Source organism: Herbaspirillum sp. DW155, from assembly GCF_037076565.1.
Classification (GTDB): domain Bacteria; phylum Pseudomonadota; class Gammaproteobacteria; order Burkholderiales; family Burkholderiaceae_D; genus Herbaspirillum.
Map to the genome: position 1 here is coordinate 546,376 of NZ_AP029028.1, position 25,293 is coordinate 571,668.

21 protein-coding genes, 1 tRNA gene and 1 pseudogene are annotated in these 25,293 nt (G+C 61.3%); 6 read left to right on the forward strand and 17 right to left on the reverse strand.

All coding sequences use genetic code 11. The annotated features are described in order from the left end of the window. Positions 1-125: 125 nt before the first annotated feature. Genes AACH55_RS02470 through AACH55_RS02480 form a run of 3 tightly spaced genes read right to left on the reverse strand, consistent with a single transcriptional unit; the run spans position 126 to position 5,946 of the window. Positions 126-1,577, reverse strand: coding sequence for an efflux transporter outer membrane subunit (locus tag AACH55_RS02470; RefSeq protein WP_338717827.1), 1,452 nt, complete (start codon positions 1,575-1,577; stop codon positions 126-128). Positions 1,578-1,579: 2 nt separating this feature from the next. Continuing rightward, positions 1,580-4,726 carry an efflux RND transporter permease subunit gene (locus AACH55_RS02475; RefSeq protein WP_338717828.1) on the reverse strand — a complete coding sequence of 1,049 codons (3,147 nt, stop codon included), beginning with the start codon at positions 4,724-4,726 and terminating at the stop codon, positions 1,580-1,582. An 11-nt stretch (positions 4,727-4,737) separates the two neighbouring features. Beyond that, complete coding sequence (locus tag AACH55_RS02480) at positions 4,738-5,946, reverse strand: efflux RND transporter periplasmic adaptor subunit (protein WP_338717829.1); 1,209 nt, start codon at positions 5,944-5,946, stop codon at positions 4,738-4,740. A 591-nt stretch (positions 5,947-6,537) separates the two neighbouring features. Here AACH55_RS02480 and AACH55_RS02485 point away from each other — a divergent pair. Then, positions 6,538-7,182: a TetR family transcriptional regulator gene (locus AACH55_RS02485; RefSeq protein ID WP_338717830.1), complete on the forward strand. Its 645-nt coding sequence runs from the start codon at positions 6,538-6,540 to the stop codon at positions 7,180-7,182. Between the two features lie 156 nt (positions 7,183-7,338). Here AACH55_RS02485 and AACH55_RS02490 read toward each other — a convergent pair whose 3' ends face one another. From AACH55_RS02490 to AACH55_RS02500, 3 genes are all read right to left on the reverse strand, one after another. After that, entirely contained in the window at positions 7,339-7,662 is a 324-nt protein-coding gene (locus tag AACH55_RS02490) for a rhodanese-like domain-containing protein (protein WP_338717831.1), read from the reverse strand. 27 nt (positions 7,663-7,689) lie between these two features. Then, the gene (locus AACH55_RS02495; protein WP_338717832.1) at positions 7,690-8,355 is read right to left on the reverse strand and encodes a protein-L-isoaspartate O-methyltransferase; all 666 of its coding nucleotides are present in this window, start codon (positions 8,353-8,355) and stop codon (positions 7,690-7,692) included. A 151-nt stretch (positions 8,356-8,506) separates the two neighbouring features. Next, complete coding sequence (locus AACH55_RS02500; protein ID WP_338717833.1) at positions 8,507-9,136, reverse strand: TetR/AcrR family transcriptional regulator; 630 nt, start codon at positions 9,134-9,136, stop codon at positions 8,507-8,509. Between the two features lie 133 nt (positions 9,137-9,269). On the opposite strand from AACH55_RS02500, the gene AACH55_RS02505 reads away from it, so the two are divergent. After that, positions 9,270-9,563, forward strand: coding sequence for a YkgJ family cysteine cluster protein (locus tag AACH55_RS02505; protein WP_338717834.1), 294 nt, complete (start codon positions 9,270-9,272; stop codon positions 9,561-9,563). Between the two features lie 18 nt (positions 9,564-9,581). On the opposite strand, the gene AACH55_RS02510 is transcribed toward AACH55_RS02505, so the two are convergent. Together AACH55_RS02510 and arsC are read right to left on the reverse strand one after the other, a co-directional pair. Continuing rightward, positions 9,582-9,749, reverse strand: a complete 168-nt coding sequence (locus tag AACH55_RS02510) for a hypothetical protein (protein ID WP_338717835.1) — start codon at positions 9,747-9,749, stop codon at positions 9,582-9,584. Between the two features lie 126 nt (positions 9,750-9,875). Beyond that, positions 9,876-10,235, reverse strand: a pseudogene (gene arsC / locus AACH55_RS02515) (arsenate reductase (glutaredoxin)); the annotation flags it as partial. Positions 10,236-10,595: 360 nt separating this feature from the next. Here arsC and AACH55_RS02520 point away from each other — a divergent pair. The 3 genes from AACH55_RS02520 to recQ all read left to right on the forward strand — a co-directional run bounded on the left by AACH55_RS02520 (position 10,596) and on the right by recQ (position 14,378). After that, positions 10,596-11,450 (forward strand): undecaprenyl-diphosphate phosphatase, encoded by an 855-nt coding sequence (locus AACH55_RS02520; protein ID WP_338717836.1) that lies wholly within the window; start codon positions 10,596-10,598, stop codon positions 11,448-11,450. 169 nt (positions 11,451-11,619) lie between these two features. Next, positions 11,620-12,492: an undecaprenyl-diphosphate phosphatase gene (locus AACH55_RS02525; protein ID WP_338717837.1), complete on the forward strand. Its 873-nt coding sequence runs from the start codon at positions 11,620-11,622 to the stop codon at positions 12,490-12,492. Between the two features lie 38 nt (positions 12,493-12,530). Beyond that, positions 12,531-14,378 carry a DNA helicase RecQ gene (gene recQ, locus AACH55_RS02530; RefSeq protein WP_338717838.1) on the forward strand — a complete coding sequence of 616 codons (1,848 nt, stop codon included), beginning with the start codon at positions 12,531-12,533 and terminating at the stop codon, positions 14,376-14,378. Between the two features lie 135 nt (positions 14,379-14,513). Here the strand turns inward: recQ and trmB are convergent, their stop codons facing one another. From trmB to AACH55_RS02565, 7 genes are all read right to left on the reverse strand, one after another. Then, the gene (gene trmB, locus AACH55_RS02535; protein WP_338717839.1) at positions 14,514-15,233 is read right to left on the reverse strand and encodes a tRNA (guanosine(46)-N7)-methyltransferase TrmB; all 720 of its coding nucleotides are present in this window, start codon (positions 15,231-15,233) and stop codon (positions 14,514-14,516) included. A gap of 79 nt (positions 15,234-15,312) precedes the next feature. Further along, a tRNA-Gly gene (locus AACH55_RS02540) sits at positions 15,313-15,386 on the reverse strand. Positions 15,387-15,643: 257 nt separating this feature from the next. Then, positions 15,644-16,147 (reverse strand): hypothetical protein, encoded by a 504-nt coding sequence (locus AACH55_RS02545; protein ID WP_338717840.1) that lies wholly within the window; start codon positions 16,145-16,147, stop codon positions 15,644-15,646. 318 nt (positions 16,148-16,465) lie between these two features. Then, entirely contained in the window at positions 16,466-16,639 is a 174-nt protein-coding gene (locus tag AACH55_RS02550; protein ID WP_338717841.1) for a hypothetical protein, read from the reverse strand. 114 nt (positions 16,640-16,753) lie between these two features. Continuing rightward, on the reverse strand, positions 16,754-17,782 hold the full coding sequence (locus tag AACH55_RS02555; protein WP_338717842.1) for a hypothetical protein: 1,029 nt from the start codon (positions 17,780-17,782) through the stop codon (positions 16,754-16,756). A 217-nt stretch (positions 17,783-17,999) separates the two neighbouring features. Next, entirely contained in the window at positions 18,000-18,770 is a 771-nt protein-coding gene (locus tag AACH55_RS02560; RefSeq protein ID WP_338717843.1) for a substrate-binding domain-containing protein, read from the reverse strand. Positions 18,771-19,199: 429 nt separating this feature from the next. Then, positions 19,200-19,973, reverse strand: a complete 774-nt coding sequence (locus AACH55_RS02565; protein WP_338720441.1) for a hypothetical protein — start codon at positions 19,971-19,973, stop codon at positions 19,200-19,202. A gap of 327 nt (positions 19,974-20,300) precedes the next feature. Here AACH55_RS02565 and AACH55_RS02570 point away from each other — a divergent pair, with 327 nt between their 5' ends. Next, the gene (locus AACH55_RS02570) at positions 20,301-21,404 is read left to right on the forward strand and encodes an SDR family oxidoreductase (protein ID WP_338717844.1); all 1,104 of its coding nucleotides are present in this window, start codon (positions 20,301-20,303) and stop codon (positions 21,402-21,404) included. A 26-nt stretch (positions 21,405-21,430) separates the two neighbouring features. On the opposite strand, the gene AACH55_RS02575 is transcribed toward AACH55_RS02570, so the two are convergent. Beyond that, positions 21,431-22,105: an alanyl-tRNA editing protein gene (locus tag AACH55_RS02575; protein ID WP_338717845.1), complete on the reverse strand. Its 675-nt coding sequence runs from the start codon at positions 22,103-22,105 to the stop codon at positions 21,431-21,433. A 102-nt stretch (positions 22,106-22,207) separates the two neighbouring features. After that, entirely contained in the window at positions 22,208-25,129 is a 2,922-nt protein-coding gene (locus AACH55_RS02580; RefSeq protein ID WP_338717846.1) for an HD domain-containing phosphohydrolase, read from the reverse strand. Positions 25,130-25,293 lie beyond the last annotated feature (164 nt).

Consider the following 25,293-nt stretch of genomic DNA (forward strand, 5'->3'; position numbering starts at 1 on the left):
ACGAAGCCGAGATACTAGCACCGTTGACCACGTAAAACGCCCCCGACCACGCTGGTGGCAGAGCCAGCGCCATCGGGGGCGTGTGCGGCGCGGACCGGGCAAGCGGTCCGCGTGGCCTGTTGTTGCTATCTGGCAGCTTGCGCAGGTGTGGTATTTTCCTGTAACCCGCCACCCAACGCCTTGTACAAATCAATCGCATTGTTCAACCGCAACTGCCGCGCCTGAATCAAGGACTGCTGCGCCGAGAACAGATCACGCTGCGCATCGAGCTGATCCAGCGACGACGCGATGCCATTCTTGAAGCGCAGGTCGGTCAGGTTCCGGCGTTCCTGCTGCGCGACGAGGAAGGCCTCCTGCGCTTTCACCTGATCGTCCAGCGCACCGCGCGCCACCAGCGCATCGGCCACCTCGCGGAAGGCCGTCTGGATGGTCTTTTCGTAGGTCACCACAGCCTGGTTCTTGCGTACTTCGGCCAGATCCAGATTGGCGCTGTTGCGGCCGTAGTTGAAGATCGGCAGCGACAGCGACGGACCAAAGCTCCACGCACCCGAACCCGACTCGAACAAGCCCCCCAGTGTGTTGCTGGCACTACCGTAGCTGCCCGTCAGCGTGATGCTAGGGAAGAAGGCTGCGCGCGCCGCACCGATGTTGGCATTGGCCGCCAGCAGGCTCTGCTCGGCCGAGCGGATGTCCGGACGATTGGTCAGCAGATCCGAGGGAAGGCCGGCCGGTATGTCGGTGACGATCTTTTCATCCGACAGCAGTTGCGCCGGCGGCAGATTGCCCACCTTCTTGCCGACCAGGAGCGTCAATGCATTCTCGGCCTGCGCCCGCTGGCGCTCCAGCTGCGCCTTGGAAACCCGGGCCGATTCCACCAGCGTCTGTGACAGCCGGTAATCCAACGCCGAACTGGCGCCCACGTCAAAGCTCTTTTTCGCCAGCGCGAGGTTGGCTTCGCGCGACTGGAGCGTGTCATTGGCCAGCTGCAGCTGCTCCGCATAGGAACGCTCGGAGAGATAAGCCTGCGCCACCTGGGCAATCAGGCTGATCTGCGCCGACTTCTGCGCTTCTTCGGTGGCGAGATAGGTCGCCAGTGCCGCATCCTTGAGGCTGCGCACGCGACCGAAGAAGTCCAGCTCGTAGGCCGGAACGGCCAGTCCGACCTGATAGCTGTTGCTGATGACCGGTTGTCCCGTCAGCGACTGGCTGGCCGCCGTGCGGGTGCGCGCGGCATTGCCGCTCACGTTCAGGCCGGGCAGCAAATCGGCGCGGGCGATCTGGTACTGGGCACGCGCTTGCTCGATGTTGAGCACCGCCGTGCGCAGGTCACGGTTGTTCTCCAGGGCGGCTGCGATCAGCTGCTGCAGGCGCTCGTCGGGGAAGAACTGGCGCCAGCCCAGGTTCACCGCCTGCAGTTCGGCACGGCCAGCGGCATCGGCCGGATAGGAGGCTTCCACCGGCGCTTGCGGACGATCATAAGTGGGCGCCAGCGAGCAGCCCCCCAATACGCCGGCCACCATCAGCGCTGCGCACAATTGCAGCAGGCGAGGCGAGCGCGGCAACGACAGTTTGGTCATTGTCATTCTCCACTATCAATCTTGGGCGAGTGCTCGGCGTCAAACTTGCGCTGACGCTCGCTGCCCTTGAATACTTTGCGCACGACCACGAAGAAGATCGGCACCAGGAACACGGCCAGCACGGTGGCGGTAATCATGCCGCCCATGACGCCGGTACCGATGGCGCGCTGGCTGGCCGAACCGGCACCAGAGGCGATGGCCAGCGGCAGCACACCGAGGATGAAGGCCAGCGAGGTCATGATGATCGGACGGAAGCGCAGGTGTACCGCTTCCAGCGTCGCCTCGATCAGGCCCATGCCTTGCGCCTGCAGATCCTTGGCAAACTCGATGATCAGAATCGCGTTCTTGGCCGACAGACCCACCACCGCAATCATCCCCACCTTGAAGTACACGTCGTTGGGCATGGCGCGCAGCGTCACACCCAGCAGTGCACCGAGGATACCCAGCGGCACCACCAGCATCACCGCCAGCGGGATCGAGGTGCTTTCATACAAGGCCGCCAGCACCAGGAACACCGCGATCAGCGACAGGGCATACAGCGCGGGCGCCTGGTTGCCGGAGGTCTTTTCTTCCAGCGACTGGCCGGTCCATTCGAAACCGAAGCCCGGCGGCAGCTTGGTCACGAAGGATTCCATCTCGGCCATGGCTTCACCCGTACTGCGTCCGGGAGCGGCACCACCGGCGATCTTCATGGCCGGATAGCCGTTGTAGCGCACCAGCTGCACCGGGCCGTTGATCCACTTGGCCGTCACGAAGGCCGAGAACGGCACCATGCCACCGTTGGAGTTGCGGGCATACAAACCGGTCAGATCTTCAGGTTGCAGGCGGCGGTTGGCATCGGCCTGGACGATCACGCGCTGCTGGCGGCCCATGTTGGGGAAATCGTTCACATAGGACGAACCCAGTGCCGTCGAGAGCACGCTGTTGATCGTCGAGAACGGCACGCCCAGCGCATTGGCCTTGTCGCGGTCGATGTCCAGTTGCAGCTGCGGCGCATCTTCCAGACCTTCCGGACGTACACCGGCCAGCACCTTGCTCTGCGCGGCCATGCCCAGGACCTGGTTGCGTGCCTGCACCAGCGCAGCATGACCCAGGCCGGCACGATCCTGCAGACGGAACGTGAAACCGGTGGCGTTACCCAGTTCCGGAATCGGCGGCGGGTTCAGCGGGAACACGATCGCATCCTTGATCCGCGAGAAGGCACCGAAGGCCTTGCCGGCGATGGCATCGGCCGATTGCGACTTGTCACGCTCGGACCAGTCCTTGAGCGGAGTGAACACCAGCGCTGCGTTCTGACCGTTACCGGAGAACGAATAACCCAGCACCGCAATGGCGTGTTCCACGGCCGGATCCTTGAGGTAGTACTGCTCGATCTGCTTGACCACCTCAAGGGTGCGTGCCGTGCTGGCGCCCGGCGGCAGCTGGACGTTGGTGATGATGTAGCCCTGGTCTTCGTTGGGCAGGAAGGAGGCCGGCAGGCGCACGTAGAGCAGACCCACGCAGGCCAGAATGACCACGTAGACGATCATGTAGCGGCCGGCCTTGGTCAGCATGCGGCCGATCAAGCCCTGATAGCCACTGGCGGTGGTGTTGAACTTGCGGTTGAACCAGCCGAAGAAGCCCTTCTTCTCGTGGTGGTGACCCTTTTCCACGGGTTTCAGGATGGTTGCGCACAGCGCCGGTGTGAGGGTGAAGGCCATCAGCACCGAGAACACCATGGAGGCCACCATCGACAGCGAGAACTGACGATAGATCGCACCCACCGCACCCCCGAAGAAGGCCATCGGGATGAACACCGCGATCAGCACCAGGGTGATGCCGATGAGCGCACCGCTGATCTGGCCCATCGCCTTGCGGGTCGCTTCAGGCGGCGAGAGTCCTTCCTCGCTCATGATGCGTTCGACGTTTTCCACCACCACGATGGCATCGTCGACCAGAATACCGATGGCCAGCACCATGCCGAACATGGTCAGCACGTTGATCGAGAAGCCGAACAACAGCAGGGTGGCAAAGGTACCCAAGAGCGCCACCGGCACCACGATGGTGGGGATGATGGTGTAGCGGATGTTCTGCAGGAACAGGAACATCACCAGGAACACCAGCACGATGGCTTCGATCAGGGTCTTGACCACTTCCTCGATCGAGATCTTGACGAACTTGGAGGTGTCGTAGGGGATGGTGTACTTCACACCGGCCGGGAAGTACTTGGACAGTTCTTCCATCTTCTTGTGCACGGCCGTGGCGGTGCCCAGCGCATTGGCGGTGGGCGAGAGCTGCACGCCGATGAACGATGAAGGCTTGCCGTCCAGGCGACCGGAGGTGTCATAGCTCTGGCCACCCACTTCCACCCTGGCCACGTCGCGCAGGCGCACGGTCGAGCCATTGGCATTGGCGCGCAGCACGATGTTGCCGAACTGCTCGGGCGAGGTCAGCTGGCCGTTGACCACCACGGTCGCGGCAATCTGCTGGGTACCGGGGCTGGGCAGGGCGCCCAGGGTGCCACCGGCCACCAGCGCGTTCTGCGCGGTGATGGCGGCGGTCACATCGCCGGGCGTCAGGCTCAGGCCGATCAGCTTGTTCGGATCGATCCAGATGCGCATGGCGCGTTCGGTGCCGAACAGCTGTGCCTGGCCCACGCCGGGCACGCGCTTGATTTCGTTCAGGACATTGCGCGACAGATAGTCACCCAGCGCCACCGGATCGAGCTTGCCATCGGTGGAAGACAAGCCGATGAAGAGCAGGAAGTTCGAACGCGACTTGGTGACCTGCACGCCCTGTTGCGTCACGGCCGCCGGCAGGCGGGCCTCGACGCGCTTCAGGCGGTTCTGGACATCCACCGCCGCCAGGTCCGGATTGGTTTCGGGCGAGAAGGTGATGGTGATCTGCACCTGGCCGTTGGCCTGGCTTTGCGACTCGATGTATTGCAGGCCATCGGCGCCGTTCATTTCCTGTTCGATCAGGCTGGTCACCGAATCGTCCAGGGTCTGCGCGGTCGCACCCGGATAGGTGGCGGTGACCACGATGGTCGGCGGCGCAATGTTGGGGTACTGGGACACCGGCAGGCCGGTGATGGCCAGCGCACCGGCCAGCATGATGAAGATCGCTAGCACCCACGCAAATACGGGGCGATCAATAAAGAACTTTCCCATCTGGCAGCCTCTTAGTTAGCTTTCGGTTGGGTGCTCGCCTCTGGCTTGGCCGGCTGGCCGTCAGCCGGTGCGGAAGCGCCCGCGGGATTCCATTGGACCGGCTTGACGGTGGCGCCCGGACGGACCTTCTGCAGGCCTTCCACGATGACGCGATCACCTTCCTTCAAGCCATCGGTGACTTGCCAGTTGTTGCCGCGCGCACCGCCGGTCTTGACCGGACGGGCCTCGACCTTGTTCTCGGCATTGACCACCATCACCGAGGAGCCGCCGGCGTCGCGCGTAACGGCTTGTTGCGGCACCAGCAGGGCCTGTTCGTCCACGGCCTGTTCGATCTTGGTACGCACATAGGTACCCGGCAGCAGCAGGCGCTTGGGGTTGGGGAACTCGGCGCGCAGCGAGACCGTACCGGTACCCTCATCCACGCTCACATCGGAGAACAGCAGCTTGCCCGGCTGGTCGTAGGGCTGGCCGTTTTCCAGCACCAGGGTCACGCTGGCCTTGTTGTCGCCCACGGTCTTCAACTGGCCGGCCGCCATGGCCTGTTGCAGCCTGAGCAGGTCGGCGCTGGACTGGGTGACGTTGACGTAGACCGGATCAAGCTGCTGCACCAGCGCCAGCTGGGTCACGTCGCTCTGGCCCACCAGCGCGCCCTCGGTCACCAGCGCGCGGCCGATGCGTCCGGAGATCGGCGAGGTCACCGTGGCATAGCCCAGGTTCAGGCTGGCCGTTTGCACCGCCGCCTTGCCGGAGGCCACATCGGCCTCGGCCTGTTTCTGGGAAGCGACCGCGTTGTCGTAATCCTGCCTGGAGATGGCATTGACTTCCACCAGCGGCTTGTAGCGTTGCACCGTCAGCGTGGTCTGGGTCAGGTTGGCCTGGGCGCGTGCCAGCGTGGCTTGCGCGCTTTCCAGGCTGGCCTTGTACTGGGCCGGATCGATCTTGAAGAGCACCTGGCCTTCCTTGACCTCGCTGCCTTCCTTGAAGACACGTTTCTGGACGATGCCCGCCACCCGTGCGCGCACCTGCGCCGTGCGGAAGGCTTCCACGCGGCCCGGCAGTTCATTGGTAATGGCCACACGCTGCTGGGCGATGGTCACCACCGAGACCTCGGCCGGCGGCATCTGGCCGCCTTGGGCGGCGGGTTTCTGACCGCAGGCGACCAGCGCGGCGGCAACGGCGACGGTCATGGTGAGGCGCGTGAAACGACTGACTGAGCTCATAGATATCTCGCACGAAAGTAAAGTTGACGCCGCCAGAGCGGCGATGAAACGAATTCGGTAAAACCGGTCACGACGATGATGCTGTGCCTGTCACCCGCAGATGGTCGGATGAATGCGTCAGGCCGCAGATTGCTGCAATGCAAGAAATCCCCCACCCGCTTCCCGGCAGGGTGATGAATTTTTTTGCAGATGTTGAACGGCAGGACTTGAAGCGGATGCTATTATACATACATCCATGAATGTATGTATTTCTTCTAAACATCACCTTAATTTAGCAAAATTGTTCGAAATGGCGTAGCTAAATATGAGCGAAACCTTGCATTTTCTTGAAAGAGCGGCTCTGATGCCGCTCCCGCTGCAGTGAATCCGAGCTCTTCCCTACGCGGGCCTTACCGCCGGGTCGAGTGAAAGACGAAAACCAACGCCAGAATATTGTGCCTGAATCTCAAATAGTCATTCATGACCGTGCCTGCTCAAATGAAGCCCAAGGCATCCATCCGCCGTTTGCAGGCCATGTGCATGCGCAGCAGGGGCGCGCCATGGCTGAGCTGACGGGCGCCGTCATGGTCATTTCTCCGGGAGCTTGCTGACATGGCCCGATCGACCAAGGAAGAAGCGCTGGAAACCCGTTCCCGCATCCTCGATGCGGCCGAGCAGGTGTTCCATGAGCGCGGCGTGTCGCAAACCTCACTGGCCGACGTGGCCAAGGCGGCCGAGGTCACGCGCGGCGCCATTTACTGGCATTTCAAGAACAAGACGGATCTGTTCGATGCCATGTGCGAGCGGGTGCGCCTGCCGATGGAAGCGGTGCTGGAAGAAAACGCCAGCCCGCAGGTGGAAGACCCGCTGGGCCAGTTTCTGCGCAGCGGCATCTACGTGCTGACCATGGCGGCGACCGATGAGCGCTGCCGTCGCGTGTTCGACATCATCTTCAACAAGTGCGAATTCGCCGACGCGCATGACCCGATCCTGATTCGCCAGCGCGAATGCCACGTCGATGGCCTGTTGCGGCTGGAACAGATCCTGGGCAACGCGGTGGCACGCGGCCAGCTCCCGGCCACGCTCGATATCCGCCTGGCCTGCCTGGCCGCGCATGCCACCTTCAGCGGCTTGCTCACGGACTGGTTCTTTTCACCCGACAGTTTTGATCTGGTCAAGGATGGCGAACGCATCCTGGCGGCCTCGCTCTATGCGCTCAAGACTGCGCCTTCGCTGCAGAAGCCGCAGCCGGAGTGAGCCTCGCAAACCGGGCGGTTTTCAGGCGATATGAAGGATCAGGTAAAAATCGGGGGGAAATCAGGCAGGCCGGAGAACCCGGCCCCCGCCAGACCGGCCTGCGTCATGTGCATGACGCCCGCCGGCCCAGGTGCGATATGAAGCAATAAGCCGGAATCAATAGGTCGGCATCGAGGGATCGACCTGGTTCGCCCAGGCATGTACCCCACCGGTCAGGTTGATGACCTTGGAAAACCCCTGGCGCTCCAGGAAGGCCGCCACCTGCATGCTGCGGCCGCCGTGATGGCAGATGCAGACCACCGGCTGTTCTTCATCCAGCTCCGAGAAACGGCCGGGGATGGTGTTCATCGGGATCAGCTGTACGCCGGCGATGTGGCAGGTCTGGTATTCCCAGGGCTCGCGCACGTCCAGCAGCAGGGGCGTGGGGCGGTCCGGATCGTTGATCCAGGCCGCCAGTTCCGGGGCAGTGATGTGCTCCATGGTGCTTTCCTGTCTCGGCCGTGCGGTTCAGAACGTGAAGTGGGAGGGCGTGATCGCTGCATGCAGCGGCTTGGCCAGGGTTTCCACGATGTTGACGGTCTCGAAGACGTGTTCCGAGGTGCGGGTGATCAGTTGCAGTTCCATCACCGGGGCCGAGCCGACGATGGCCAGCAGGCGGCCGCCGATCTTGAGTTGCTTGCCGAAGGTATCCGGCAGCACCGGCAGCGAGCCGGAAATGACGATCACGTCGTATTCGGCGGCCTTGCCATCGGCGCCGGTCCAGCCTTGCGCGCCATTGCCCAGTTGCACGTCCACGTTGGCCACGCCGTAGTCGGCCAGGTTCTGTTCGGCCAGGGCCTTCAGTTCCGGCGAGATTTCCACGGTCGTCACGTGACGCGCCTTGTGCGCCAGCAGCGCGGCCATGTAACCCGAACCTGCGCCGATTTCCAGCACATATTCGTGCTTCTTCACATTGGCTTCCTGCAGGATGCGCGCTTCGATCTTGGGCGCCAGCATGTTTTCACCACCCGGCAGCGGGATCTCGGTATCGAAGAAGGCCAGGCTGCGATAGGCGGCCGGGACGAATTCTTCACGCTTGACGACCATCAGCAGGTCCAGCACGTCTTGCGCCAGCACGTTCCAGGGGCGGATTTGCTGCTCGATCATGTTGAAGCGGGCTTGTTCGATATTCATGGCGGTGGCTCGATCTAATCTAATAGCGACGGAAAGGCAGCATTTTATCAAACACCGCCAGGGTAATCAGCCCATCTGTGCGCGTAAAAAGGCCGGGATTGGGCTGGTGTTGCGGGTTTTCCTCAGTGCAATGCGAGTGGGCGGGTGGCCATCAGGCTTTCAGGCCATGGAGGCAGAGGTCGATCATGTTCTCCAGATAGGTCAGCGGATCGAGGCGAACGGCCCCGCAAGGTGCGAGTGACTGTTCCCACAGCATCAGCATGATCAGGGGCGCGACGATGACCTTCTTCATCGCTTCGGCGTCGACCCGGCGAAATTCGCCGCGCGCCATGCCGCGTTCGAGTACGCGCACGATGGTGGCATCGCCGCGCTCGGTGATTTCTTCATGATAGAAGCGCGCCAGTTCGGGGAAGTTGCCCGATTCCGCCACCATCAGCTTGGCCAGGCCCATCAGGCCCGACTGCGAGGCGGACTGCCACCAGTGCATGATGAGGTCGCGCAGCAATTCGGCGCTGCTGCCGGCGTGGCCTTCGATGCGCGCTTCGGCCTGGTCCAGCAAGGGGAGCAGGTTGGTGCGCACCACCGACTTGAAGAGGCTTTCCTTGCCGTCGAAATAGAGATAGAGCGTGCCCTTGGACACGCCCGCGCGGGCGGCCACGTCTTCCAGACGGGTGGCGGCATAGCCGCGTTCGACGAACAATTCCAGGGCCGCCGCCAGCAATTCGTGCGGGCGGTCCTGCTTGCGTCGTTCCCAACGCGGTTCTTTGGCCGATGCAGACATGAGAAACAAGATTACCGGGACGGGGCACTGTAAGTGCCAAGCCGCGCCGCCGTCAAGCGGGCAGATCAAGCCACCGGATCAAGCACGGCGCGATGCACTACAATGCAGGCCCGCTGCTCCACCAGGAAAGCCCATGAACTGCCGAGACGCGTGCGGCGCCTGCTGCATCGCCCCTTCCATCACCAGCCCGATTCCCGGCATGCCGCAAGGCAAACCGGCCAACGTGCCCTGCGTGCAACTGGGCGATGACATGCGCTGCAAGATTTTCGGCCGGCCCGAACGCCCGGCCTTCTGCGCCGGCCTGCAGCCGTCGCTGGAGATGTGTGGAGAGTCGCGCCCGCAAGCCATCGCCTGGCTGAACCGGCTGGAGACGCTGACAGCGCCGGGCAGCGATGATGCTGACCAGCGACCGGAAGTGAACGCCTGAACGAACGGGAAAGCCTGTCTAGAAGGCTTCCTCGCGCCGCCGTCGGGCTTCTTCGCGGATATCCTCGATGAGCCGGCGGGTATCCACCTTTTCCTTGAGGTGGGCGGCATGGGCTTCACGGCTGATGGGAGCGGTGGTCGTCAGCTCCTTCAGATCGGCAGTACTTTCTTCGTGTCGATGATGCACCGCTGCTCCTGAATCGATAGAGGGGAGGGAGGAACTCTGCCTTTGTACCACGGATCGGCGTCATTTGGCGAGTTTGGCATCAAATGAACGCTGATACGGGGCCGATGTGCCCCGTTTCGGTTCTCAGGGGAAGATTTCGGTGAGCCGCTCGCTGGGACGCACCAGCATCGTGCCCCGGGGTGCCACCACGATGGGACGGTTGATGAGGATGGGATGCTCCAGCATCGCATCGATGAGCTGCTCATCGCTCACCGATGGCGCGTCCAGCCCCAATTCCTTGTAGAGCGCTTCCTTGGTGCGTACCACCTCGCGCACCGGCACGCCCATGGCCGCGATCAGCTGCTTGAGCGTGGCCCGGTCGGGCGGACTTTTCAGGTATTCGATGATGGTCGGCTCGACGCCGCCGTCGCGCAGTCCTTGCAGGACGTTGCGCGAGGTGCCGCATTTGGGGTTGTGATAAATGGTGACGCGGGTGTCGTTGCTCATGATGCCAAGTGATGAGATGAAGAAAAAGCCATGTTAGCGCGGATTCACGACAGCAAAACGCGAGTTTTGTCACCCTGCTAAGGTAGAATCCATTTTTGTTGCAGCGCACCGATTGCACTTTTTGCATGATGGTGTGGTCGAAAGGCCGCTTTTTATCGTGACTCAGGATGACGCCAGCCCCCTCCGACACAGCCCGCGCGCGACATTGCGGCAGCCGGAGCGCAAAAAAATGGGCAAATGCTTCATGTTGACCACCTTATCGCGGTCGGATGGATGAATAAGCCGGCTTTCCAGCGGCAAACCAAGCAATTTCCTTCATTTCCCTTCAACCCCTCATCAAAAGCCACCCACAGCACCCGTATGGATACTCTCCTCGCGCTCAAGGCGCTCATCATGGGCATCGTCGAAGGCCTGACCGAATTCCTGCCCATTTCCTCCACCGGCCACCTGATCCTGGCCAACAGCCTGTTGCAATTCACCGGTCCCGAGTTCTCCAAGGACAAGGCCGACGTCTTCGAGATCGTCATCCAGGCCGGCGCCATCCTGGCGGTGTGCTGGGAATACCGCGTGCGCATCGCCACGGTCCTGACTGGCATGTTTACCGACCGCAAGGCCCAGCGCCTGGTGATCAACCTGATCGTGGCCTTCCTGCCGGCGGCCATCCTCGGCTTCCTGTTCAGCCGCCGCATCAAGGAAGTGTTGTTCAATCCGGTCTCGGTGGCCATTGCCTTCATCGTCGGCGGCCTCATCATTCTGTGGGTGGAACGCCGCAACAAGGACCGCATGAGCATGGCCTCGGCCCGCGTCGAAACCGTGGACGACATGACCCCGCTGGATGCCCTCAAAGTCGGCATCGCCCAGGCCTTCGCCCTGATCCCCGGCACCAGCCGCTCGGGCGCCACCATCATCGGTGGCATGATGTTCGGCCTGTCGCGCAAGGCGGCGACCGAATTTTCGTTCTTCCTGGCCATCCCGACGCTGTTTGCCGCCACCATCTACTCGCTCTACAAGGAACGCGCCCTGCTGTCGGCCGCCGACGTGCCGCTCTTCACCGTGGGCACCGTGGCCGCTTTCGTTTCGGCCTTCCTGTGCGTGCGCTGGCTGCTGCGCTACATCAGCTCGCACGATTTCACCGTCTTCGCCTGGTACCGCATCGTCTTCGGCATCATCGTGCTGGTGACCGCCTATACCGGCGTGGTGGTTTGGGTGGAGTGACGCCCCGCCAGGCCGGTACAACCCGGTACTTCGCGCCTGATGCCGGTGCGTCAGGCAGCTGTCAGCCAGCGCCAAGGCCGGCACGATACACTGCAGTACCCGCCGCTGGCCTCGATGCTGGCGGCGGTCAACAACATCCTTTTCGCCAACTCCCTTCAGAGCACACTCCATGGCCAACGTCTGCAGCGCCGGGCTTGATATCGGCTTTGCCTCACTGAGTTACGCACAGATTGGTTTCCTCGGCATCGTCCAGGGCATCACCGAACTGCTCCCCATTTCATCGACGGCCCACATGCGCGTGGTGCCGGCCTTCCTGGGCTGGCATGATCCGGGCTCGGCCTTCTCGGCAGCCATGCAGCTGGCCGCGCTGGCGGCCGTCATCAGCTACTTCCGGCGCGACGTGAGCGCGGTCACCGGCGGCAGCCTGGCCGCCTGGCGTCGCCGCGATTTCAACGATCCCATGTTCAAGCTGGCCGTGGCCATCATCCTGGCGACCATTCCCATCGGCATTGCCGGGCTGGCGCTGTCGCATGTCTTGAATGCCTGCGGCTCTCCGCTGCGCAGCCTGAGCGTCATCGGCTGGTCCTGCATCGTCATGGCGGTGCTGCTGGCGATTTCTGAAATGGTCTGCCGCCATCGCCGCAGCGTCGACCAGATGCGCCTGCGCGATGCCCTGATCGTCGGGCTGGCGCAGGTCGGTGCGCTGATCCCGGGTGTCTCGCGTTCCGGCTCCACGCTCACGGCGGCGCTGTTCCTGAACTTCCGCCGCGAGGAAGCGGCGCGCTTTTCCTTCCTGCTGGGTTTGCCTGCCATCGCCCTGGCCGGCTTGAAGGAACTGGCCGTGCTGCTGCATGCGCATATCCCGCTGGAAGCCTGGGGCGTGCTGCTCTTTGGCCTGGTGGTGGCGAGCGTGTCGGCCTTCGCTGCCATCTGGGGCCTGATGAAATTCCTGGAGCGTTTCTCCACATGGCCCTTCATTGCCTATCGAGCTGCGCTGGGCGTTTTCCTGCTGCTGGCGGTGTCGCGAGGCTGGCTGCAATAAAATAGCGCCTTTGCTACGCAGCAGCTTCAGGTTTTTCCATGGTCGATCTCGATTCCCTGCCTCCCGGCGCCACCCAGCAAGAACGCGCACTGCACGTGCTGGAAACGGTGTTCGGCTACTCGTCCTTCCGCGGTCATCAGGGCGAGATCGTCCAGCACGTCGCCAGTGGCGGCGATGCCCTGGTGCTCATGCCCACCGGCGGCGGCAAGTCGCTCTGCTACCAGGTGCCGGCGCTGCTGCGCGAGGGCACCGGCGTGGTGGTGTCGCCGCTGATCGCGCTGATGCAGGATCAGGTCGATGCGCTGGCCGAAGTCGGCGTGCGCGCGGCCTTCCTCAATTCCACCCAGAGTTTCGACGAAGCCCTGCAGATCGAACGGCGCCTGCGCCAGGGTGATCTGGACGTGCTCTACGTCGCGCCGGAACGCCTGATGACCCCGCGCTGCCTGGAGCTGCTCGAATCGGCCCGCATCGCGCTCTTCGCCATCGATGAAGCGCACTGCGTCTCGCAATGGGGCCATGATTTCCGTCCGGAATACATCAAGCTTTCCATCCTCCACGAACGCTTCCCGCAGGTGCCGCGCATCGCGTTGACGGCCACCGCCGACCAGCAGACCCGCGAAGAAATCATCCATCGCCTGCAACTGGAAGATGCGCGCCAGTTCGTCTCCTCCTTCGATCGTCCCAACATCCGCTACCAGATCGTGGAAAAGGCCAATGGCCGCAAGCAGTTGCTGGATTTCATCAAGAGCGAACATCCGGAAGACGCCGGCATCGTCTACTGCCTCTCGCGCAAGAAGGTCGAGGAGACCGCCGAGTTCCTGCGCGGCGAGGGCCTCAATGCGCTGGCCTATCACGCCGGCATGGACTACGCGCTGCGCACGAAGAACCAGGCGCGCTTCCTGCGCGAAGACAAGATCGTGATGGTCGCCACCATCGCCTTCGGCATGGGCATCGACAAGCCCGACGTGCGCTTCGTCTGCCACCTCGACCTGCCCAAGAGCGTGGAAGGCTATTACCAGGAAACCGGCCGCGCCGGCCGCGACGGCCTGCCCGCCGACGCCTGGATGGCCTATGGCCTGCAGGACGTGGTGCAGCAGCGTCGCATGATCGACGAATCCGAAGCCGACGAAACCTTCAAGCGCGTGCTCGGCACCAAGCTCGACGCCATGCTGTCGCTTTGCGAGACCTTGCATTGCCGGCGCGTGCACCTGCTCGATTACTTCGGCGAACACTCCAGCCCCTGCGGCAATTGCGACACCTGCCTGACCCCGCCGGAGTCCTTCGATGCCACGGTCGAGGTGCAGAAGTTGCTCTCCACCGTCTATCGCGTCGAGCAGCGCTTTGCGCCCGGCCACGTGATCGAGGTGCTGCGTGGCATCGATGGCGAACGCGTCAAGCAGTGGCGGCATGACCAGCTTTCCGTCTTTGGTGTGGGCAGTGATCGCGGCGAGGCCGAATGGCGCGCCATCCTGCGCCAGGTGATCGCGCTGGGTTTGCTGACGGTCGATGCCGAGAACTACAGTGCCCTGAAACTCACCGAAGCTGCGCGCCCGGTGCTGCGCGGCGAACAGCAGGTGCAATTGCGTCGTTACCGCAAGCCGGAGAAGGCCAAGCGCAGTTCACAGCGTTCCAGCTTCGTCGAGACCGATCTCAACACCGAAGAACAGGCGCTCTTCGAAAAACTGCGCTGGTGGCGCATGGAAACCGCGCGCGCCCACAACGTGCCGGCCTACGTCATCTTCCACGATGCCACCATGCGCGAAATCGCCAAGGCCCGGCCGCAATCGCTGGACGACCTGCGCCACGTCACCGGCGTGGGCGAGAAGAAACTGGAAACCTACGGTGCCCAGATCATCGAACTGATTGCCGAGATGCAGGCGGGATAGCGGCAGGAGGCTGGGGATGGGTGGAAAATGGTCAATATGAAGTTTTCTGCATCAGCTGCCCCGTAGCCCCATGAAAAACGGCATGTCCTGTGAAGGAACATGCCGTTTTTCATGGAGCCGGGGAGAGCGAATCGATCAGGTGCGCTTCTCGAACACCAGATCCCACACGCCATGACCCAGGCGCAGGCCACGGTTTTCGAACTTGGTGGTATCGCGGTAATCCGGACGCGGCACGTAGCCGGAGGGATCGGTTGCGGTGTTCTTCAGGGTCGGTTCAGCCGACAGCACTTCCAGCATCTGGATTGCGTATTCTTCCCAGTCGGTGGCGCAGTGGATATAGCCACCGGACGCCAGGCGCGTGCTGATCAGTTGCACCAGCGGCGACTGGATCAGGCGGCGCTTGTTGTGGCGCGCCTTGTGCCAGGGATCGGGGAAGAACACGTGCACGCCGGCCAGCGATCCGGGCGCGATCATGTTGGTGAGGACTTCGACGGCATCGTGCTGGATGATGCGCACGTTTTCCAGCTGGCCTTCGCCGATCAGCTTGAGGTAGCTGCCCACGCCGGGTGTATGGACTTCGACGCCGATGAAGTTCTTCTCAGGCATCAGGGCCGAGATCTTGGCGCTGGTTTCACCCATGCCGAAGCCGATCTCGAGGATGGTCGGCGCCTGGCGTCCGAAGGTCGCCGCCAGGTCCAGCGGCGCCTTGTCGTAAGGGACGAGGAAGCGTGGGCCCAGTTCTTCCAGGGCGCGTCCTTGCGCAACCGACACGCGTCCGGCGCGGGTGACGAAACTACGGATACGGCGCTCGCTGGGATCGTAGAACAGCGGCTTGCCGGATTTGTTTTCAGACATGGATGACTCGAAGCAATTGAGGGCAGCCCGCGAGGTCGCGCCGGTCGGGGGCGGAGGGGAGGGCTGCTGGGAAGCGGTCTGGAGCGGGTGAAGGGGATCGAACCCTCGTCTTAAGCTTGGGAAGCTTCTGCTCTACCATTGAGCTACACCCGCGAAGACCGGCATTTTACGCGGTTTTAAGGTTGTTGCGAACTAGAAGATTGTTCAATAGTAGCGATTCTGAATTAGCCGATTGCTTCAGGCAAGCTCTCGAAAAATCAGTAGTCGCGGAATAAATGATGCAGCGCTTAAGACGTAAATCTACCTAAAGGAGGGCAAGAATTGTCTGTGCCCAATCTACTGACCACAGTCAGAAGAAAACTTAGGACTGTTAGCCGAGGTTGTGACGAAAAAAATCTATTGCCTATGGACTAACTTGCTTGAGACGGCATTTCGATTTTTGTGATGACTTGCCCTAAATCAGGCAACTTATTTCCTGCGTAAATCAATAACTCAAAGTCTGAACTGAGCGTAGCACATGCCCGTACGAAAGTCGTTCGCGAAAGTAGGATATCCTCATGAGCGATACACTTAAGCGCTTTGCATTTATCGTTGATGTGGGGTGATACGAAGCTGAGCTTCGTGTGCTCGAAACGATGAACAATTTGGTGTGCAAACTCGTTTCTGATTTCACGAATGATGTGTAGGTCCGATTTTATGGTCGCACTTACCAATCCTAAAAGACTGCAAAGATCGATTTTTGCAGAGAATGTTGAAAGCGGACCATTGCCAGAAAATAGTCTGCTCCAAGCTTTATTATCGGAATGAAGCGATGACTCTATCGCGGCAGTCATCGCTTCTTCTACCCATGCCGCACCAACTATCGCCACCCCGCGGTCCGTTTGTTCTTCTATCTCTTCAATGAGCGCCAGCATGCGCTTTCGCCCTTCTGCTGAATTTGGATTGAGTCTCATGTGGATGGCACTGGTTTAATAGAGCTAGGTGGAAGAAGTGGAATTTTCTGGATCTAGTATCGGCCTAGCTACTGATTCAAATTATTGAGCACGCATGCTTTGCAAAAAGCTGATCAAACTGGGTGATTACATATGCACTCACGTTGGGCTACACCGCCAAGAGCCGATCATAATGCTCCGGAAAACTGAGGTCGGTTATAAGGAGCGGGAATTGGAGGACGGAGGTCGCTCATGCTTGTTGTAAGGCAAATTAATCCAAAGTAACTTCTGTTTCCCAGTTTACTTATCCTTATCTTGTTCCTTGGCCTCCCGCGCCTTCCTCTCTTTGGCATATTTCTCCGACATCTTGCGCCACTGATTCAATTGCCGGAAGTAAGTCCTTTTGACGCTGACCTCCGAGAGAGGTTGGATAGCCCGGACTGGACTGACGGGTGGAACGCGACGTTCGCTCATGATCTCTTCTCCTACTGGGCTTGTTTGCTCGCTGTTGTCATCTGCCAGCGAGACTTTAAATCATTACCGTACTAATCTCGGAGAGCAGGTCAAATAGAAGCTGAGAAAACTACGCTATTGCCACTTCCTTTCACTGAGACCCCTGGCAATTTCTTCTAAGTTGTCGGGTATCGACGCTAGATAGTTTTTAAGATCAAGATATCTGTGCCCCATAATTCCCCCGTCTGATTCTTTGCGGAAGTCACAAGCCACCATTTCATCGCATAAGAAAAATTGCGTCTCTGTGGTCAGGTCCCATCCATTGTTCTCTTTGGCTTCTCTGGCAACAGCAATAATCCGAGCAATTTCTTCGGAAGTTAGTATTGCAGAGGAAGGCCTCTTCCTCTTTGCATCAACCGCTTCTACAGTATTTTTTTCCAGATTTATATCGCATATAACTACCTTGCTGATTTTTCCTAGTGCTCGGATTCCCTTCTGGTGATATATCCCGAGATAGGCAGAATGGCGGCGGCTCCAAGTAGATGGGCAATAGTAGAGTTTATAACGGATATTTTCCCGGAACGAACGGCCGCACGGCGGAGCAAATATCGTATGGCTATCTGTATCAAGTAATTTTTCTTCGCTACAAAAGGCCTCGAAATCTGCTGCTAAAGCCAACATTTCCTCGTCGTGTTCAGAAAGACATCTTCTGAAATGCGATATGACCTTCTCAAATGAAGTTTGCAAGATTTGGGGGCCTCCAGATTCATCTCTCTGTAATGATCTGATTTCCTCTTGACTTAACGCAGGGCCGTTAGTACTCAGTAAAAGCAAGTATTGCTGTGGTTGTCCCTGCTTAAAATGAGACAGATGATTTCTTAGCTGTTCTATTCGAAAGTTTGGGCCTAATTTTGTCTCGATCGCAATCTTGAACCCCTCTTGATAGATGTACCCGTCAAGTATGCTTCTTTCGGTGCCGATCTGTTGTTTGAAGTGAAGCGAGATATCAGGGACAGCCGCATCTTCTTCTGCACACAACAACGAAAAAAATTTTTCAAATTTCAAACGGTTGTAGCTGTGCAGCTTGCTAAGAAATAGCAGACTGTTATTCGTTACAAGATTTTCCTTTTGCGAATATCTTTGGAAGAAATGTATTGAGCTCATATCCTTTGTTGACCATGAACAATATAAAAAATAGCGCAGTTAAGAACTTGGCCTCCTGCTCGTTGCGATCTTCCTTGTTTTCGCTATTCAACGCCGGTGTTTCTCCGGATGTACTGCTCAGCACCACGTGATGGATCGCTTTGCGAAGCAATAAGCGGAGTCCAAACAGCAGAGGGATGCCAAATACCAAGCAAGGGCTGGCCGATGCTGATGACCCTTACTTGTCTTCCGGCAACAACCCATGCTCCACCATCCCCCTACGCGCCTCCTGCCCCGCAAACATGGTCAAGAAAGCCCGCCCCGCCACAGCAGATCCCGAGCGCGTCCCAACCGCGCCGGCATACACGGTGTAGCTCTGAATGGCAGCCGGCAACGGCCCCACCAGCTGCGCCCCTCTGACCAGCAGAATTTCACTCTGCTGATGCAAGGCCAGCGCAGCGCTGCCATCCACCAGCTTTTCTGCCACCAACCCGCCCGGCACCAACACTTCTTTGGCATGCATCTGCGCAGCGATGCCCAACTGCGCAAACAATTTTTCCAGATAGATACCACTCGATCCCCCCGCCTTCGGATCAATCAGCGCAACAGAGGGCGCATCCAGCAATGCCTTCCTGAATTGCGCGACGGTAGCGATCAGCGGCAATGGCGCACCTTGCTTCACCGCCACCGCGATGCCCACATGCGCAATCGGCCGGCTGCTGGACAAGTTCAGATAGCCATCCTTGCCCAGCGCGCTCAACACGCCTTCCGGCAGCACCGCCACGTCGAAGGCCGCTCCTGAACGCACACGTTTATCCATCGCACCGCCGGTCGCATTCTCCACCGTCACATGGATGCCGCTGCGCTGTTCAAAGTCCGCAGCAACCATGCGCACGACCGGCGCAATGGCGCCGGCAGCGAATACCTTGAGCTCCTCCGCCGAAGCAGGCGATGCGATCGAGACGGACAGGGAGGCGAGAGCAAAAAGCGAGACACAGAATGAACGCACGGTTTCTCCAGGATATCGATCACGGTCGATGAGACAGGCGCAAGAAGAAGGGAAGGACAGCCGCGCTGATTATACGTCGTGTGGTTTTACCGCGTTGGCGCTGCGCGGCCGGGGCGACAGGAGCGCCTCGCACCCGGAATGTAATGGTCATCTTCGGGCTTACCTGTCACGGCCCCACGCCCTCCATCCCATGCTGCGCGCACTGCATGACGCTGGCGTTCCCGTCATCTTCATCGATTTCCGCGACACTTCCCCTTGCTGCCATCGGGCATGATCATTTCGGCCAGTGCGTGCGTGAGCGCACTGTTGTCGGTGCTGGTGCTGGAACGGGGGCACAGTGGCGCGGTGGCGCCACACATCGCCCGGCTGCTGCTGGGCGAGGATCATCGTTATTATCTTCCGGGTCGTGCCATGAGGCGTCATCTCAGATCAAAGACGCGTGCCGGGCCGAAAGCCCGCCGAGGCATTCCAGTCGCCAAACGCCCGCGACTTTACGCCGGTCTGGATCAGGCACTTTTTCATCAGCCTCAACACCACCAGCGCCAGCCCGAACATCACGACCAGCAATCCCGTGCGCACCAGCGCTTCGCCCCACATCGGCAGGCCCGGTGTGGGCAAGAGAAAGCGTACCTGTCCGGCCTGCGCTGGCCAGATCATCATTCCTGCCAGCCATCCCATCTTCGGCACGAACGGCAACATCACCCGCCATCGCAGCACCACCGGTCCGCAGAACAATAGCCAGTACGTGAACACCAGCAGCGGCAAGAGTACGTGACGCAGCGTACTCACTACGGCCGGCAGCAGTTCCAACCGCTGTCCCGATGCCACTCCCGCATCAGCCATCCCGGCAAGGACGACGCAGACGAGCAAGACCGCCAGCGTTGCTGAGGTACCTGTAGGGGCGGACAACCCACGCTGCTCGCGCCACAGCAGTTGCGCGAAACAGCCGCCGCACAGCAGGCCAGTGAGCACGCTCGTGACGACGGCGGTTAATGGCAGCGCGCGATGCAGCAGCACCGCCGCCACCAGCGCGATGCCAGCCACGGCGATGCTCATCTGCATGGCTCGCCGGACGCGCCGATGCAGCGGCAATACGTGGAGGTCATCGTTCACGGCCGCTGCCTCGGTGCGGATCGGGGCAGCGGTGTCTGCGCAGCGAAGCAGGCGCGCAAGAGAAGGTGCATGCGAAGCGGCAAGCGGCATGGAAAAACTCCTCGGCGCCACGTCGTGGCAAGGGGGGAAGAGAGATCAGTCAGGGGAGGCAGCATTAAGCAAATTTTAATGCTCGCTCCATCAAATGAAATCAGTCTGTTTGGACTGGAAAGCCGTGCGCATGAAGTCCATTGCCTGCACGCAACCTGTATGTCCAACGTCGTCCAGTCCATTTGGACTGCTTCATTTCTGCAGGTCCTCCCTTATAATTTTCTGCCCCTTTTTTTCAGGAATGGGCAGCGGGCTCCGCCCACATTTCACTGGCCGGCATGGGGTATGCCGGTCCTTGCTTCGTCTCCTGTGGAACGCTCATCGTCTATGTTGTTGCTTACCGGAAGTACCGGCTTCATCGGGGGAGCGCTGGCCGCTCGTCTCATCAAGACACCGCGCTGGGAGCGCACGCTGTTCCTGGTCCGCTCGGCCAACCGCGAAGAAGGACGCGCACGTCTTGTCGCCAACCTGCGCCTGCATGGCGTGAGCGAACAGAATCTGCTGCGGCTGTCGCCCGGGCAGATCATCTGCGGCGACCTTACCGGCGTGGAGCGTTGGATCGATGATCCGCGCCTGCTGCAGGTCAGCGATGTGGTGAACTCGGCGGCACTGGCCTCCTTCGGCAGCCACCGCTCGATCTTTCCCACCAATGTCGATGGCGTTCTCAGCATGGCCCATGGGCTCAGTCGCGGCCGCAAGCTGCGGCGTTTCATACAGATCGGTACCGGCATGTCCTGCGGCCGCAATGCGCCGCGTCCTGTGTCGGAAGACTATGCCCCCGGTGATGACGTGGAGCACTACCTCGACTACACCGCCAGCAAGTACCAGGCCGAACAGCGCCTGCGCAGCGAATTGCCGGAACTGCCGCTGGTGATCGCGCGGCCCTCCATCGTGGTCGGCCATACCGAACTGGGATGCGCCGCCTCGGGCAGCATCTACTGGGTATTCCGCCTGGCGCGCGCCTTGCAGGCTTTTCCGTGCGAACTGGATCAGAAGATCGACGTGATCCCCGTGGACTATTGCGCCGAGGCCCTGCACCTGTTGCTGGAAAAAGCGACCCTCAAATACTCGGCCTACAACATCTCTTCCGGCCCCGCGCACGCCTGCACTTTCGGCCAGATCGACGAAGCCATCAGCGTGGGAACGGGCGGCAAGAAAATGTCGCGCTACCGCCAGACCCGTTACGAAAGCTTCTTGCAGATGCAGGACCGCTTCAAGGATCTGATCGGCCCCTGCAACCGGCGCATCGTGCTCAAGGCGATTCGTTCGTATGGGTATTTTGCGGCCGAGGAAGTGCTCTTCGACAATGCGCGCCTGATGGAAGAGGGCATGCGGCCGCCGCAGCCGCTGACGCATTACGTGACGCTGTGCGAGCGTACCAGCAAGGATATTCTGATCGCCCAGCAGATGAAGTACGACTACAAGACCTGAGCAAGACCTGAGCAAGACCTGAGCAGTCAGCCCCTGTCATTGCCTCCTGTCGCCAACTCCGGCGCATCGAGCAGGATCTCGATGCGCTCCTTGCCCCGCCCGGTGTTCTTGCGCTTGAGCCGGATCGTTCCGACTTCGGCGGTGGTGCGCGGATGCGTGCCGCCGCAGGCCATGCGGGCAAATCCCGCCACTTCCCAATAACGGCGCCCGGCCGCTTCGTCGCTGAAAGCGGTGACGATGGGCAGCCCGGCTGCCACCAGTTGCCGTGCGGCAGCCTCGATGGCCGGGAACAGCGGAGCCAGGCTGGTCTGGCTGGCGAAGTCCACGCGCGCCTTGTCCACTGCGATGTGCGCGCCGATGCGTTCGATGCCGGGGCGCATCTGATAGACCAGCTGCAACACCATCTCGGCAGCGAAGTGCAGGCGCATCAGCCGGTAGCGTCGCGTCCAGTCGATCTGCAGCGTGACGGCATCGCCGGCCTTGAGGCCATGGCCGGGGGGCAGCGTATAGAGGATGTCCTGCTCGCGCTTCTCGGCTTGCAGCACGGGATGTCCGCCCAGCGTGCCGGCATCGCTTTCCTGGCCGCCGGAGAAGGCAAAGAAGATGGTCTGCGCCACCTGCACCTGATCGCCCTCGACGGCGGTGATGATGGTGTCAAGCTCGGTCTGGTAAGGGGCGGACCAGAAAATTTTTTGCGTCATGGTATGGCCTGGCGGAATCCGTGATGCTGCAATTCGATATGCCCCGCATGGGGTGAGCGCAGATTCTACGATGAAAGCGGTCCGCGCCGACGCTTGGCCGCCTCATGCCGGGGCGGTGTCGAGCAGCTCTTCGATGGACGCAATATCGACCGCATCGCGCTGCGCCGGTCGCAGCAATTCATCGGCATAGCTGCGCCACAGCCCGCTTTGCAGGAAGTAGCGGAACAGCTGCGTATCCAGATGCTGCTCGCGGCACATCCTGGCCATGATGCGCAGCGACTCCGACAAGGTTTTGGCGGGCTTGTAGGGGCGGTCCGCCGCCGTGAGCGCTTCGAATACATCGGCCAGGGCCATCACCCTGTCCTGCAGCGGCAGCTCGCCCGCCATCAGGCGCCGCGGGTAGCCGCTGCCATCCATCTTCTCGTGATGATTGGCGGCCGTGTCGGGCACGCTCTTGAGCGAGTCCGGCCAGGGCAGGCGCTTCAACATCACCAGGGTTTGCACGATGTGATTGTTGATCGCGAAGCGGTCTTCCTCGGTCAGCGTGCCACGCCGCACGGTCAGGTTGTGCAGCTCGCCCATGTTCTGCCGGTACTGCGGCAGTTTCATGTCGAAGCCCAGAGTGTTGCGCGGGTCGCCGCGTTCCACCGCGGGGCGGTGCTCGTCATCCCAGGCCACCTTGTGCTCGGGCCGGTCGGCCAGCAATTGCTCGGTGCACGGCAGCGTCTGCGCAGGCAAGCCGGCGCGCGTAGCTAGCAGGCGGCGGCTCTCTTCGTCGGCCAGGCCCAGGGTGTCATCGAAATGGCGCTGCCAGGTCTGGGTGGCGATCTGTTGCAGGCGGACGATGGCCTCGTCGGACATGGCCTCGCCGCCGACGTTGCATTGCGCGACGAAGGCAAAGTCGTCGCGCAGTTGATGACGGCGCTGCTCCAGGCGCGCGCGCAAGTCCTCGGCCTGGTCCGCAGGCAGCGCGGCGGGCAGTGCGCGCAGCAGCTCCAGTTCGGCATCGCGCCACAGCACTTCGAAGCGCATGCGCACTTCATGGATGCGATTGTGGATCACTTCGAGCTTGGTAGCCTTGTCGACGATGTGCTCGGGGCTGGTGACCTTGCCGCAGTCATGCAGCAGCGCGGCCAGCTGGAAAGCGTAGCGCTGGTCTTCGTTCAGGGTGAAGTCCGCATAAGGCCCTTCACGCTCCTGCGCCAGGCTTTCCACCAGCATGATGGCCAGGTGCGGCACGCGCTCGCAATGGCCGCCGGTATAGGGGCTCTTGGCGTCGATGGCGTCGGCCATGAGGCGGATCAGGGATTCCAGCAGCGCCTTCTGCGCGGCGATCAGCTGGCGCGTTTCGATGGCCACGGCCAACATGCCGGAGAGCCGCCGCGCAAAGGCCAGGAAGCGCGGATCTTCGTGCGCACTGTCATGTGCATGCATCAGCACCAGCACGCCCTCCAGCGAACCGTTGCGGCCGCGCAGGTCCAGTTCCACGCGCAGTCGCCCATCGTCGGTCTCGTGGGCCTGGTCGGTGGCGGCGCCTTGTTCGTCATACGCCATGCTGTCGGCCAGGTCGCATTGCTGGCCGTAGGCCGCCGCGCGCTGCATCTGCCGCTGCTCGCGCTGCCACAGGTAGACGGCGCCGCCATCGCAGCGTGTGGCCTGCACGAATTTTTCCAGGACTTGCTGCAGCATCTCTTCGACATGGGTCTCGGTGCTGAGGATGGCGCTGATGTCGAGGAAGGCCTCCACCGTCAGGCTGACGTGATCCACCATCTCGGTGAGCATGTTCACTTCGCGCAAGGTGCTGCGGCCGCGGTTTTGCGTGCGGAAGTCGAAGCGCGACATGCGTCCGGCCTGCAGCGCGAGGCGCTCCATGCTGCGGCCAATGGCGCGCCCGGCCCACCAGCCCAGCGGCAGGAAAGCCAGCACCAGCAGGAAGGCCATCAGTACCATGGTCTTGCGGTTGCGGTCCAGCTGGCCCAGCAGTTCGTCGCCGGGCGCGGCGATGAGCAGCTTGAGGGCATGGCCGTCGATCACGTTGAAGGGCAGCGACAGACCCAGCCATTCCCGCCCGTCCACGCTGTAGAGCGCGCTGGATTCCCCCGAGCGCGCGCGCTCGGACAACTGCGTCAGGCTTGGCACGTCCAGTTCTGCAAGACTGCGGAAACGGAAGCTCTCACCCTCCTGTTCCAGCACGCGGGCCATGTCGCTGTAGGCGATCACCTTCTGGTTTTCGTCCACCAGCGCCAGTTCGCTATGCGGCGTCAGGCGCAGGTTGCCGAGACTGGCGGCAAGATCATCCAGGGTCATGTCGATGGCCACGACGGCATCGCTGTAGCGGGCGCGCTGCGAGAGGCTGATGCCGATCTGGCGCGTGGTGAAGAACACGTAGGGCGCGGAGATGGCCGGTATCAGCGAACGGTCGGCGGCGGCATACCAGGGCCGCGTGCGCGGATCGAACCGATAGGCCGCTTCATCGCGCTGGGCCAACAGGGTCAGCTCGTTGTTGTAGAAGCGGAACTGGCCATGCTGTCCACCGCTGGCGTCGCGCACGATGGTTTGTACCAGGAAGGCCGCGCCGGTCGGGGCAGAGAAGAACGCACGCTGGTCGGCTCCGCGCAGCGAGCGCACCAGCAGGAAATCGCCATTGGGGTAGCCCACGTAGACCGCCGAGACCAGCGGATTGGCCACCAGGTCGATGGAAAAAGCGGCGATGCGCGCGAGGCGCTCATCCAGACGGGTGGCTTGCGTGATCGGATCGAAGGCCAGCTGGCGCAGCGTGGCCACGGCGGGATCGATGATGCGGCGCGAGCGCTCGGTCATGATGCGGCCGGCGTCTTCGGCCGAGCGTTCGGCCATGTCCAGCAGCACCTGGCGCGCGCCCCACCAGCCTACCGAAACCAGCACCGTCGCCAGCAGGATCATGCCCGCCATCACCAGGCCGGAAATGCCGAAGCGCACCGGCAGGCCCGGCACGGTGGCGTCATCATCAGAGGGGTCAAACAAAGGGCGTTCGGGAGGGGGCATCGAGCACACAGTAGCTGAGTGACATGCAACGGAACCCGCGATGCCATCAGCGCCGCCCACCACCCGGCGCACAACGGGACACGGCCTTTTTTTTGTTCGAGCCAATATACCGGAATTACGCTGGTGCAGCATAAGGCGGTCAAGGGGCAATTCATGCCGCTGAT